At 51.0% G+C, this 12,747-nt stretch carries 11 protein-coding genes; 4 read left to right on the forward strand and 7 right to left on the reverse strand.

Going from position 1 to position 12,747, the window contains the following annotated elements:
• Together AC1W8Y_RS13830 and AC1W8Y_RS13835 are read left to right on the forward strand one after the other, a co-directional pair.
• On the forward strand, positions 1 to 1,437 hold a 1,437-nt coding region (locus AC1W8Y_RS13830; protein WP_482015079.1), incomplete at its 5' end, for a beta strand repeat-containing protein.
• Between the two features lie 143 nt (positions 1,438 to 1,580).
• Positions 1,581 to 2,384, forward strand: coding sequence for an SDR family NAD(P)-dependent oxidoreductase (locus AC1W8Y_RS13835; RefSeq protein ID WP_482015080.1), 804 nt, complete (start codon positions 1,581 to 1,583; stop codon positions 2,382 to 2,384).
• A 43-nt stretch (positions 2,385 to 2,427) separates the two neighbouring features.
• On the opposite strand, the gene AC1W8Y_RS13840 is transcribed toward AC1W8Y_RS13835, so the two are convergent.
• Both AC1W8Y_RS13840 and AC1W8Y_RS13845 read right to left on the reverse strand, forming a co-directional pair.
• Entirely contained in the window at positions 2,428 to 3,408 is a 981-nt protein-coding gene (locus AC1W8Y_RS13840; RefSeq protein ID WP_482015081.1) for an NADPH:quinone reductase, read from the reverse strand.
• Positions 3,409 to 3,503: 95 nt separating this feature from the next.
• Positions 3,504 to 4,607, reverse strand: coding sequence for a glycerol dehydrogenase (locus AC1W8Y_RS13845; protein WP_482015082.1), 1,104 nt, complete (start codon positions 4,605 to 4,607; stop codon positions 3,504 to 3,506).
• Positions 4,608 to 4,771: 164 nt separating this feature from the next.
• On the opposite strand from AC1W8Y_RS13845, the gene AC1W8Y_RS13850 reads away from it, so the two are divergent.
• Positions 4,772 to 6,391, forward strand: coding sequence for a flavin-containing monooxygenase (locus tag AC1W8Y_RS13850; protein WP_482015083.1), 1,620 nt, complete (start codon positions 4,772 to 4,774; stop codon positions 6,389 to 6,391).
• Between the two features lie 51 nt (positions 6,392 to 6,442).
• Positions 6,443 to 7,897, forward strand: a complete 1,455-nt coding sequence (locus tag AC1W8Y_RS13855) for an aldehyde dehydrogenase family protein (RefSeq protein ID WP_482015084.1) — start codon at positions 6,443 to 6,445, stop codon at positions 7,895 to 7,897.
• A gap of 128 nt (positions 7,898 to 8,025) precedes the next feature.
• Here the strand turns inward: AC1W8Y_RS13855 and AC1W8Y_RS13860 are convergent, their stop codons facing one another.
• Genes AC1W8Y_RS13860 through AC1W8Y_RS13880 form a run of 5 tightly spaced genes read right to left on the reverse strand, consistent with a single transcriptional unit; the run spans position 8,026 to position 12,597 of the window.
• The gene (locus AC1W8Y_RS13860) at positions 8,026 to 9,234 is read right to left on the reverse strand and encodes an ABC transporter substrate-binding protein (RefSeq protein ID WP_482015085.1); all 1,209 of its coding nucleotides are present in this window, start codon (positions 9,232 to 9,234) and stop codon (positions 8,026 to 8,028) included.
• 2 nt (positions 9,235 to 9,236) lie between these two features.
• Entirely contained in the window at positions 9,237 to 10,193 is a 957-nt protein-coding gene (locus tag AC1W8Y_RS13865) for a branched-chain amino acid ABC transporter permease (protein ID WP_482015086.1), read from the reverse strand.
• 10 nt (positions 10,194 to 10,203) lie between these two features.
• Positions 10,204 to 11,076 carry a branched-chain amino acid ABC transporter permease gene (locus AC1W8Y_RS13870; protein ID WP_482015087.1) on the reverse strand — a complete coding sequence of 291 codons (873 nt, stop codon included), beginning with the start codon at positions 11,074 to 11,076 and terminating at the stop codon, positions 10,204 to 10,206.
• A gap of 29 nt (positions 11,077 to 11,105) precedes the next feature.
• Positions 11,106 to 11,816, reverse strand: a complete 711-nt coding sequence (locus AC1W8Y_RS13875; RefSeq protein WP_482015088.1) for an ABC transporter ATP-binding protein — start codon at positions 11,814 to 11,816, stop codon at positions 11,106 to 11,108.
• A complete protein-coding gene (locus AC1W8Y_RS13880) occupies positions 11,803 to 12,597 on the reverse strand; it encodes an ABC transporter ATP-binding protein (RefSeq protein ID WP_482015089.1) in 795 nt (264 codons plus the stop codon). The genes AC1W8Y_RS13875 and AC1W8Y_RS13880 overlap by 14 nt, the downstream gene beginning before the upstream one ends.
• Positions 12,598 to 12,747 lie beyond the last annotated feature (150 nt).

Raw genomic sequence — 12,747 nt, forward strand, 5'->3', positions numbered from 1 at the left:
TCCGGTACGGTGTACAACAGTGACAATCTTGGTGTGACGGGTGATACGGCGAGCGGCAAGAACGCGGGCACGTACAACACGTCGGCGAGCACGAGTAATGGCAACTACAACGTCACGATCACGAATGGTGCGCTGACGATTGGTCAGGCTGCTGCCAAGGTGAGTGCGACTAAAACGTATGATGGAACGACTGCACTGACGTCTGACCAACTGTCGATCACGGGCGTGAACGGTGAGGTGTTGAGTTACACCGGGACGGCGGCGGCAGCCAATGCGAACGTGAGCGCGAATGGTGCTAACTATGTCACGGGCATCACGCTGGCCAACGGTGGCTCGGGTAGCACGACAGGCTTAGCGAGTAACTACGTGTTGGCAAGCCAGACGGCACAGTCTGCCAACAATAATGTGACGATTAACCAAGCAACGCTTGCCATTAATGGCGCAACAACATCCACTGCCTACAATGGCGGCACTCAAACCAACACGTACTCAATCAACGGGTTGCAGGGGAAAGATACAGCAAGCTCAATTGGATTATCGGTGAGTGGTAGTGCAACTGCGACGCACGTAAGTGATGGCACTGTTGCTGACTCGCTTGCGGGGTCAGTCAAATCGACTAACTACGCCATAACCACCAAAAATGGTAGTTTGACGATCACACCAGTATCACTCTCGGTGACTGGTGATACATCGAGCAACGTCTACAACGGTGCTCAACAGACCAATACCTACACGCTCAACGGCTTGCAAGGTAGCGATACAGCTAGTTCTATAGGTCTATCTGTCACCGGTAGTGCCACCGCAACGCACGTCAGTCAAGGGACCGTTTCTGACGCACTTTCGGTGAAAGTTGGCTCGGGGGATTACACACCAACGGTGCAAGATGGATCGCTGAAAATTACCCCAGCGACGCTAAACGTGAACGGCAGTAGTACCACGAGCAACGAAAATGGCGCAACGCAGACTAACAGTGCTGCTAACGTATCGGGCTTGCAAGGGTCTGACACCTCAAGCTCGATTGGCCTGAGTATTTCTGGCTATGGTTCCGGAGTGACTGCAGGCACTTATGCTGATTCTCTGAAAGCTAGTGCTAATAGCGATTATGCAGTGGTGGTGAAGAACGGTGCCTTGACGATTAAAGCCGCTACGACCACCACCACGACCACGACGACAACGACCAGCATCAATCTTGTACCGACGATTGTGCTTCCGACGACGGCTCAACCAACGGCTAGAAGTATTATCACCGCCGCAACTGCGCAGAATGCCAATGCCGGATCGTTCTCTTTGGCGTCTGTTGACGAGAAGCTAAAGACCGATGCTGAGGTATGCACGACTGATAGTCCTGGCGGTTGCGAATGTAGTTCTGCCGCTGACGGTGCTGAAATTTGTATGATTCCCGAGGTTCAAGCAGACGGCAAGGAGAAGTTAGAGTAGAAACGAGCTTCGATCAATGCTACAAGCTTGATATCATGCTTTCGAGAAATATTTAGCTTTTCAGTCGAGCAACCAACCATGCTTGATTGCAAAGCACAATGGCTGGAATAGCGTGATCAAAAATATCAAAAAAGGAGACAACCTTGTATCAAGAGCTCGAATCAAAAGTCGTGTTAATTACTGGTGGCGCAAGTGGGCTTGGTCTCGCGGGCGCCCACGCCTTTGCCAAAGAAGGTGCGATTGTTGTTGTTGCTGATCTGAACGAAGCGGTCTCAGAGAGTGTCGCGGCACAATTAGAGCAGCAGTATTTTGGAAGCCAGCATTTAGGGATCAGTTGCGATGTTGCCGACGAGGGTCAGGTTAATCGGGTTGTTGGCGCTGTCATAGAAAAATATGGTCGTATTGATGTCTTGGTGAACTGCGCGGGTATTGCGGATCAAGCAAAGCCGACCATTGAGCAAGACGTAGCCGTGTTTCGTCGATTGATCGACATCCACCTGACAGGCACTTATATGATGACCAAAAATTGCGCAAAGCAAATGATCGCGCAGGGTAAGGGTAGTGTCATTAATATCAGTTCGATCGCAGGGATCAGTGGACTGACGTTGCGCAATGGCTATAGTGCTGCCAAGGCCGGGATCTCTATGATTACCCGCACGATGGGTTGTGAATGGGCTGCTGCTGGGGTTCGCGTGAATGCGATTGCCCCTGGGTATATTCTGACGCCTTTGGTTCAAAACGTCATTGCTCAAGGCCGACTCGATCAGCGTGAAATCGAGCGCCACACCCCGATGGGTAGACTCGGTGCCCCAGAAGATATCGCCAAAGTGATGCTGTTTCTGGCCTCTGATCAAGCGTCATACATGACCGGGGTGACCGTCCCCGTCGATGGTGGCTACACCAGTTGGGGCGCCCCCAGTGACGCGTTCACAGGGTTTTCAGACTAAGGCGTTGACGCTCATCAAGTGACTGAACGATTAGTCAGAACGATTAGTCGATATCAATCACGATGTTGCCCATGACGCTACCTTGCTCTACTGCTTCATGGGCGGCAACCACATCTGACAGTGTATAACGCGCACCGATGGTATGTTGCAGTTTGCCAGCAACCAGCAATTCATTGAGATCTTCAAGTGCATCCAGGCGTCGCGCCGGTGCAAGGTCATACACCAGAAAGAATTGATAACTCAATGAACCGAACAGACTGATCCTGAAAGGGATGGAATGATCAGCTAATTGATTCGATCCATAACAGACCACTGTGCCATGCGCTTTGAGTACGCCTTTGTGAATCAGCGTCGAGGTGGTCGAGAAATCCATATCAATGATGGCATCAACGCCGTGTCCATTGGTCAACTGTTTGACACGCTCAGCCACATCTTCAGTTTTGTAATTGATAATGTCTGTGGCGCCAGCTGCCAAAGCGTGAGCGGCCTTTATCGGTGAACTGACTGTGCCAATGACTCGCGCACCTTTTTGTACAGCCATTTGCGCAGCGTAGTGGCTCACCGACGAAGCCGCACCGATAATCAAGAGCGTTTTGCCAGCGATATTGCCACAACGATGAACCGCCTCAAGCGCAGTCAGGCCCGGTATGCCCATGCAAGCACCCGCGTCAAAGCTCGTATTATCGGGTAGCACGACAGCTTGCTCGGTTGGCAGCACAATGTACTGGGCACTGGTGCCAAGGTGCCTACCAAATTGACCATTCCATATCCAGACCCGCTGTCCAATCCGACCAGCGGCTACCCCGGCGCCCACGGCTTCAATGACACCACCTGCGTCGCTGTTGGGGATCACACGATCTGTACTCAGCGGTCTTGCGCGTCGCGATTTAACATCCGATGGGTTGACCCCCGATACATGAATCCTCACTTTAACTTCACCGGGAGCAACGTCGGGGCAGGGCATTTCGCCAACGACCATCACGTCACGTGCTTCACCATTTTTTTCGTACCAAGCTGCTTTCATGCGCTATCCTTGAGATGCCAACTTTGTTGAGACGTAATCGTTGTTGAGGTGCAATCGTTGTAGAGGTGCAATCTTTGTTGAGGTGCAATCTTTGCTCAATCAGCCCTGATTAATTCATGTCCGATTATATCGGCACGTCTAATACAGTCAGCCAGCCGACTTGCCTCAGCCGCCGGTTGGATGTTGCCGATGTACGGGGCCGCCATGGTGAGCGAACCCATCACGAACAGATCCTCTGCAGTGGCATTGGCTGCCCCCAATTGAGCCAGCGTGACGGGTAACTGCGCTCGGTGGCAGAATTTGGCATGAGCCATGATGTCGTCCTGATGCCTATCTTCCGCGATCAGTTGGACAATTGAACCGAACGCGACCAACTCACCGTGCAACACTTTACTCATGCCCGGATGCGCGGTGAATCCTCTCGTCAGGGCGTGCGAAATCGATAATCCACCACTCTCAAAGCCCAGGCCGCTTAGCAACACCGTTGCCTCGATAATACGCTCGACGTTCTCGTCCGGTCGGCCCGCTTTTCGAAGATGGTCAAGAGCAGGCAAACCATACGCCAGAATCGTTTCGTAGCAGCGTTGAGCCAACAGCCGAGCGGTTGGTAGCGACGGCGTGCCAAAAAAGTTTTTACCTCCGGCCAAATGACACTGGGTTGCTTCAAAATGTTTACTCAGTGCATCACCAATCCCTGCGGCAAAGAATCTCAGAGGCGCTTGGGCAATGATATTGCTATCGACCAAAACCACGTCAGGGTTTCGGGTCAACATCTCGACGCTGGCGACGCGGTGTTGGTCGTCGTACAAAACAATCAACCTGCTCGTGGGGGAATCATTGGACGCAATCGTTGGGGCAATGATCAGACGCAAACCATGCACTTTAGAAACCCCTTTGGCGGCATCAATTGTCTTACCACCACCAAAACCGATAATGACATCATCGTGTTGGGGATCAACACCTTGGGCCATCTCTGCAATTGCTAGCGCTGAGCACTCGCCCGGAAATCTCAGCACCTTGACCTTAAAACCTGCCCGCTGCAAAGGTTCAAGAATCACGGCCCCCGCTGCGTCGCGCACAATGTCATCCATCACAATCACTGGCGACTGCACACCAAATTCTTTTAAAAGAGATGGTAGGTGCGCTATCGCGCCAGGGCCTTGTATGTATCGACCTGGGAATCCGATGGTTTTGATCACGGGTTGTCTCCTGAGATGGCATGGTGGTGGCCGGTTGGTCCGGTCTCATCAGTGACATGATATCAAGTCGAGCTTTGACGCAGCGTCATTTAGATTTAGACTATGAACCAACAATAAAGAATCACGATAAAGTGTTTAAAAAATAATTCATCAGGGGACAAAACATGACTGCAGTTGCATCAAACCACTTGCCATACGACGTTGTTGTGATCGGTGCTGGCTTTGCCGGCATGTATACCCTGCATAAGCTGCGGGCGCTCAATCTCAAGGTGAAAGTGATCGAAGCGGGGGATAACGTTGGCGGTACTTGGTACTGGAATCGCTATCCCGGGGCTCGTTGTGATGTTGAGAGTCTCGAATACTCTTACTCCTTCTCAGACGACCTTCAACAAGAATGGGAGTGGCCAGAGCGTTTTGCAGCCCAACCCGATATCCTTAAATATGCCAATCACGTGGCAGACCGTTTCGATCTGCGTCGCGATATCCAATTCAAGACGCGTGTGGTATCTGCAGTGTTTGATCGCCAGACGAATCGGTGGACGTTAACGACGACTGCAGGTGAAAAAATCACGGCGCAGTTTTGCATCATGGCATCGGGCAATTTATCACTGCCTCGTGTCCCAGAGTTTAAAGGTCTAGAGAACTTTAAAGGGACTTGGTACCACACGGGACAATGGCCGCATGAAAAGGTGGATTTCACTGGTAAACGTGTCGGCATCATTGGTACCGGTGCCTCAGGCATTCAGACCATCCCCGTCGTGGCCAAAGAAGCCAAGCATCTGACCGTTTTTCAACGCAGTGCCAATTTTTCTGTGCCATCTTGTAACTACGTTCTGCCGCCAGAGTTCGTCAAACAACACAAGGCAAACTATAAACAAGCCCGCGCAGAAGCAGATAAAACCCCTTTTGGGATTTCAGGCTATCCACCGCCAAAAAAGTGCTTGCTCGAGGACAGCGCAGAGGCTCGTGAAGAAATCTTCGAGAAAAAATGGAGCACCGGTGGCAACATCAGCTTTCTCTATGGCTATAAAGACATTCTCACGAACAAAGCGGCCAACGAACAGTTGTCTGATTTTGTTCGCAGAAAGATCCGTGGGATAGTCAAAGACGCAAAGGTGGCAGAGCTGTTGTGCCCCAACGACCACTATATTGGTACGAAAAGACTGCCGCTTGATATTAACTATTTTGAAACCTTTAATCGCGACAATGTGACGCTGGTCGATATAAAAAGTGCGCCCATTCTTGAGATCACCGAGAAGGGGATTAAGACGACAAATGCCGAGTACGAGCTCGATGCCATTATTTTTGCGACTGGGTTTGATGCCATGACCGGCGCCATCATGGACATTGACATAAGAGATAGTGAGGGTCATGACCTGAGAAAGAAATGGTCAGACGGGCCAAAGACCTATCTGGGGATCATGACTGCAGGTTTCCCCAACATGTTAATCATCACTGGCCCCGGTAGCCCATCGGTCAAAACCAACATGATCGCGGCGATCGAGCAGCACGTTGACTGGATTTTCGATTTACTTAAAACGGTCAAAGCCCGGCAGTTAAACCGAGTCGAAGCGCAGCTTGAGGCCGAGGATCAGTGGGTTAAGCACGTCAATGAGGTGGCGGACTCGACACTTTATCCTTTAGCAAACTCTTGGTATGTCGGTGCTAATATCCCCGGCAAACCGCGGATCTTCATGCCCTATGTGGCTGGCTTGGATAAGTATCGCGTTATTTGTAACGAGATCGCGGCCGATGGGTACCGGGGTATCTCGTTGGAGCAATAGGTTTAACATTTAATCGTTTGTTTTTGGGAAGTGTGAAAGATGGATTCTTCAGTGAAGTTGCAACAAATGTTGATCAATGGTCAATGGGTCGATAGCGCCGATGGTGACTGGATCAATGTCGAAAATCCATCCAAGAAATCGATTTTTGCCAAAGTCCCCAGAGCGGGTGCTCGTGACGTCGACATTGCAGTTGCAGCGGCAAAACAAGCGTTCAAATCCTGGCGCCGCACCTCTGCGCCTGAGCGTGGCAAGATTTTGCACGCAATCGCCGACAGCCTTGAAGCCAATAAAGAAAACCTCGCTCGTATTGTCAGTACTGAAAACGGCAACGCCTTGCGCACGCAAAGCCGCGGCGAAGCGGCATTGACCGCTGAGATCTTTCGGTATGTCGCCGGTCTGGCGCGCGAGATTAAGGGCAAGACGACGTATTTGAACCAAGGCACACTGGATTACACCCGTCGAGAGCCCTATGGGGTGGTTGGCGCTATCGTGCCTTGGAATGCGCCTTTGATGCTGTCTGCGCTCAAGATTGCACCAGCGATTATGACGGGCAACACCATGGTGCTGAAGGCTTCAGAAGAAGCCCCGCTGGCCGTCTTGGAAATGGCTCGCATTTGTTCAGACTTTTTGCCGCCCGGTGTTTTGAACGTGTTGACTGGTTACGGTATTGAATGCGGTGCGGCGATCGCAGAACACCCTGGCATCCCCAAGGTGTCGTTTACGGGTTCAACCGGGGTGGGGCGCTCGATTCTGGCGGCTGCCAGTCATCGGATCGCTGCCGTCTCGCTTGAACTCGGTGGCAAGAGCGCGCAAATTATCTTGCCTGATGTTGATCAAAACTTCACGGCTGATGGCGTCATCACGGCCATGCGGTTTACTCGGCAAAGCCAATCGTGTACAGCGGGTTCAAGATTGTTCTTGCACGAGTCAATTGCTGATTCGTTTTTGGCAACACTGACAGACAAGCTTAAGAAAATGCGTGTCGGTGATCCCTTGAATGAAGAGACTGATACAGGCTCGTTGGTTAATGCCAAACAGTTTTCGCGGGTTTGCGCTTATGTGCAAGAAGCGATTGAGGCGAGACCCAGCGCCTTGGTGATGGGCGGTTTACCACCTAAGTCTGGCCCCATGTCAGATGGCTACTTTTTTGAACCCACGGTGTTTTTGAATTTGCCCGACGACGTTCGATTAACCCATGAAGAAGTGTTTGGCCCAGTTTTATCGGTCACCACGTGGCGTGACGAGGCAGAGGTCATTGAGCGGGCCAACGATTCGCAATATGGCTTGGCAGCGTTTGTCTGGGGACGCGCTGGTGCGCCTGCCTTGCGGATGGCTCATGCACTCGATGCGGGTTGGGTCATGGTAAATCAAGGGGGAGGCCAACAACTGGGTCAATCTTATGGCGGTATGAAGCAAAGTGGTGCAGGGCGTGAATTTTCGCTTGAAGGTATGCTCGAGAGCTATACCGAAGTCAAACAGGTGTCGGTCAATATCGCACACGACTAATGTCGTTGAAAGGCTCATGCCATCCAAAGTAATTGCGGCAGCCGCCTATCGATAGGTGGTCTGCCGCAAATTTTCACACAGAGCGTGCCAGCAGCGTCAACGGTGATCTGCTGATTGCAAGCTTTTTATTACTTGCCGTAGATCTTGCCATACAGAACCCATTCTTTACCATCGAATTTTGCCAGTTGCATTTTTTCGATCGGGTAGAAATCATCTGGTCCGGTATTCACGTTGATCCCAGGCAACAAGAGCGGCAATTTCAAGTCCTTGATATTGGCAGCTTGTTTCATGACGTTTTCACGAGTCAGGTCATTGCCACATTGCTTCAACACATACTCAAGCGTCTGCGCATTGAGATAGCCTTGCAAAAAGTAGGTGTCCAGTGGATCAGCGCTGGGCAGATATTTCTTGAACCAGGCGTGATACTCAATCATGGCTTTGTCATCTTTCCACTGAGTATCTGTTGGGTCTTTATAGAAGCCAGTGGTGATGATGCCAGTGGCGTTCGCCAGGCCCGCAGGGACAAGCGTCGCGCCCGGTGAGCTAGATACCTCGGTCATGTAGTGCACGGGTTTCCAACCGAGTTCAGCCACTTTTTTGATGATTTGTGCCGCAAACTTAGGGGTTGCGAAATTCATCAACACATCTGCGCCGCTTGCTTTGAGTTTGACCATTTGACTGTCGACCGTTGGGTCGGTCACTTCAAATGATTCACGAGCGATAATCAAGTCTTTCTTCGCACCGAGACCGGACTCTAAGCCTGCGATGTAATCTTTACCAAAGTCGTCGTTCTGATAGATGATGCCGATCTTGGCATTGGGCTGATTTTCTAGGATAGCTTGAGCAAAAATCTGACCTTCGCTGAAATAGTTAGGTTGAAAACCCATGGTCCAAGGGAAGTTCTTTGGATCACCCCATTTTGAAGCACCTGTCTGTACAAATAGTTGTGGCACTTTCTTTTGATTCATGTACTTGTGGATGGCGCTATTGGTTGGTGTGCCCAGCGTTGCAAATAGCAACAGCACTTTGTCTTGCTCAACCAGCTTACGCGCTTGCTCAACGGTCTTCGGCGGTGAATAACCATCATCGACAGAGATAAAGTTCACTTTGCGGCCATTGATACCGCCTTCGTCATTAACTTTGGCAAAGTAGGCGGCTTGAGCCTTGCCATACGAAGCATAGGCTGAAGCGGGCCCAGAGTAGGGCATGATGTTACCGATTTTAATTTCGGTATCCGTCGCTCCAGGGCTATAAGGTTGTGCCAAGGCAAATGAGCCACCGAGCGCCAGCGTGGCGATCAGGGCGATTGAGGATACGCTCTTGCAGCTAAATTTCACGTCTATCTCCTTTTTGTGATTTTTTTGAATATGCCCATCACCCCGTTTGGCGCTGCATAAGCGAACGCCAATAGAATCGCACCATAAACTGCCCACGGCGCTGATTTCGAGAGTTGATCGGCAATGTTCGGTACAAACTGAATAAACAGGGCCCCGAAAATCGCCCCATAAATAGAACCTAATCCACCAACCACTGCCCCGACCAACAAACTGATGGACAAGAAGGAGGGGAAGCTGTCTGGCGCAACAAAGGATACTGCGAGTGCACTCAAAGCACCAGCGATACCGGTATAGGCTGCTGATACCCCAAAGGTCGCTGTTTTTAAAACGGTCAGGTTGACCCCTAAGGCAGCCGCCGCGACGGGTTGATCCCGCACTGCAACAATCGCGCGACCAATACGACCATTCAGCAAATTGCGGCCAAGCCAGAACAACAAAATCGCAACCAGTAAAATGACAAAGTACAACCAGCGATCCTCGCTCAGCTCAGCACCGAACAGTGTCAACTTAAACGGTGCTTCTGCCTTGTCCAGAATCAAACCCTGCACGCCACCGGTCCATTTTTCAATCGCCTTGTGCTTGAGCAACTGCGGCGTTGCGATGGCCAGCGCAAAGGTTGCCAACGCCAGATAGTGTCCCGTCAAACGTAGCGCAGGGAACCCCATCAACACACCCAAGACCAAACAGACGGCCCCCGCGATCGGTAGCGTCAAATAGGGCGATATCCCGAACTGAATGATCAAGATGGCGCTGGTGTAGGCCCCGACGGCATAAAACGCACCGTGACCAAGCGAGATCTGGCCGCCAAAGCCCGTCAGAATGTTGAGTCCTAAGATGGCAATGGCGTAAATCAAGACTTGATTAAATTGGGATACTCGAAAGTCCTCAACCAAGAAGGGCAGCACGAGTAGCAGCAGTAATCCAAGCGGATAAGCGAGCTTTTTAAAAATGGTCTGCATACAGGCTCTCTTAAACGCGTGAGAAAATCGGCTTGCCAAACAAACCATACGGCCTGAAGATCAAGATTGCGACAATAAGGATAAGTGCCATCGTCAGCTTTAAATCACTGCCAATGACATACGCACCGAGTAAGTTCTCAAGCACACCTAGAATGATGCCCCCGAGTACCGCACCCCAAGGGTTGTCAATGCCACCCAGCAGGGCAGCAGCAAAACCGTAGAGCAAAATCCCCGACATCATATTTGGATCGAGAAAGACCACAGGTGCGATCATCATACCTGCCACCGCACCAATCAGCGCGGCCATCCCCCAGCCTAACGCTAGCATCCAAGAAACTTTGATCCCCACCAAGCGCGCAGACTCAGGGTTGAACGCAGCCGCACGCATGGCAAGTCCGAGAGGGGTGAAGCGAAAAAATGAAAAGACTGACAACAGCACGACGAGCGTCACGGCAATCGAACCAATCTGATGGCCCGAAAAGTATTTAGGCAAGAACATACCTTCAACAGGGAAGGGGCTTGGGAAGGATTTAATGGTGTAGTCAAAAATCCAGCCTGCAATCGAATTGAAGATCACCAACAAGCCAATGAAGACAATCACGTTCGTTAACACCGGTGCTTTCTCAACCGGTTTGAGAAAGATACGCTGAATCATCACACCGAGTGCAAAAGACACGATCACCGTGATCAGAAATGCTATCCAGTAAGGGATACCTGCCTGAATCAGCGCCCAGGCAATGAACGTTGAAAACGTCGCAATCTCGCCTTGCGCAAAATTAATATGATGCGTGGATTGGTGGATCATGACCAGTGCGAGACCAATGGCGGCATAAATGCCGCCATTGGCAAGACCGGCTGATATTTGTTGTAGAAAAGAATCCATACTTGCCTCAGCATCCAGCGGGTGGATTATTAGTAACCTAAATAAACGCGACGAATCGATTCATCGGCTTTGATGTCTGCCGATGATCCTGACAGCACGATCTTGCCAGTTTCAAGCAGATAGGCGTGATCCGCGAGGCTAAGCGCCAACGTCGCGTTTTGTTCGACTAACAACATACTGACCTTGTCCTCTTCATTGATTTGTCGCATGATGTCGAAAATTTCTCTGACGATCAGTGGGGCCAAACCAAACGAAGGCTCATCGAGCAAGAGCAACCGAGGGCGCAGCATGAGGGCTCGGCTAATGGCGAGCATTTGTTGTTCACCGCCTGATAGGGTGCCTGCCTGCTGTCGATAACGCTCTTTCAACCGGGGGAACCTGCGATACGCCTGTTCAATATCGGCAGCGACCTCAAGCTTATCCCTGCGGGTATAGGCGCCTAAACGCAGGTTTTCCTCAACCGTCAGTTGGCTAAAGGTACCTCGACCGTCTGGCACATGTGCAATGCCTGTTTGCACGATGTCCTCTGTCGCCTTGCCGTCGATACGTTTATCCAGAAACGTTAACGCACCGGATGTCTTCACGGTTTGACAGACCGCGCGCAGGGTCGTCGTTTTACCTGCACCATTGGCGCCCAAGATGGTGGTGATCCCACCCACATCAAGATTGAATTTCAACTCAAATAAGACTTGATTCGGGCCATACCAGGCACTTAGATTGTCGGCATCAAGCAGCTTCACGGTCGCCGTCTCCAAGATAAGCACGAATGACTTCGGGATGTTGCTGGATCTCTTCGGGCGTACCTTCGGCAATCTTCTTGCCAAAATTGAGCACAACGATCCAATCAGAGACGGCCATCACCAAATTCATATGATGTTCGACGAGTAACACGGTGATGCCCATATCATCACGTACTGATCGGATGAAGTTACCGAGATCCGTGAGTTCACTGTGGTTTAGCCCGGCAGCCGGTTCGTCGAGCAGCAGCATTTTCGGCTTCGCCGCCAGCGCCCGCGCAAATTCAACGCGCTTCTGGATACCAAAGGGCAAATCACCCACCGTATGATCGGCATATGGTGAGAGCTTTAAGTAATCCATTAAGGCATTGGCATCATCGACCAATCGCTGTTCCTCATGGCGCGACGCGGGGGTTTGCAGCATGTTGCCGATAAAGCCTTGACTTGACCCGCTATGCGCACCGACCATGACATTTTGTCTCACCGTCATGGTTTTAAACATCGCGAGATTTTGAAAGGTTCTGCCGACCCCCACACGCGGCATGTCGTGGACAGGCGTCTGGGTGATTGATTTTCCGTCAAAGACCAGATCGCCCGACTGATAGGCATAGAGCCGACTCAGGCAATTGAAAAGTGTCGTTTTACCGGCACCGTTCGGGCCGATTAAGCCACAGACCTTGTTGCGTGGCACGTCAAAGCTGACCGCATCCAACGCAACAATGCCCCCAAAGCGAACCGTGATGTCTCTGACGCTGAGTAACGCAGATGCTACTTGACTCGACAAACGCCTTCTCCAATTTTCTTAAATATTTTTGTTTGTATTTATTTTGTAGACGAGAACATACGGTTTAAATTGTCGTTGGTCAAATGAGCTTGATGTAGCTGGGTTTGCTCTTAAGTGTTTTCCCTGATTTTGTTGTTCAACGTTGAGTAT

The sequence above is a fragment of the Jezberella sp. genome (genome assembly GCF_964834465.1).

What these genes read in the sequence shown, in the direction of transcription:
- AC1W8Y_RS13840 (WP_482015081.1), bottom strand. Translation starts at nt 3,408, where the DNA reads ATGAAAGCAGCTTGGTACGAAAAAAATGGTGAAGCACGTGACGTGATG.
- AC1W8Y_RS13850 (WP_482015083.1), top strand. Translation starts at nt 4,772, where the DNA reads ATGACTGCAGTTGCATCAAACCACTTGCCATACGACGTTGTTGTGATC.
- AC1W8Y_RS13865 (WP_482015086.1), bottom strand. Translation starts at nt 10,193, where the DNA reads ATGCAGACCATTTTTAAAAAGCTCGCTTATCCGCTTGGATTACTGCTG.
- AC1W8Y_RS13870 (WP_482015087.1), bottom strand. Translation starts at nt 11,076, where the DNA reads ATGGATTCTTTTCTACAACAAATATCAGCCGGTCTTGCCAATGGCGGC.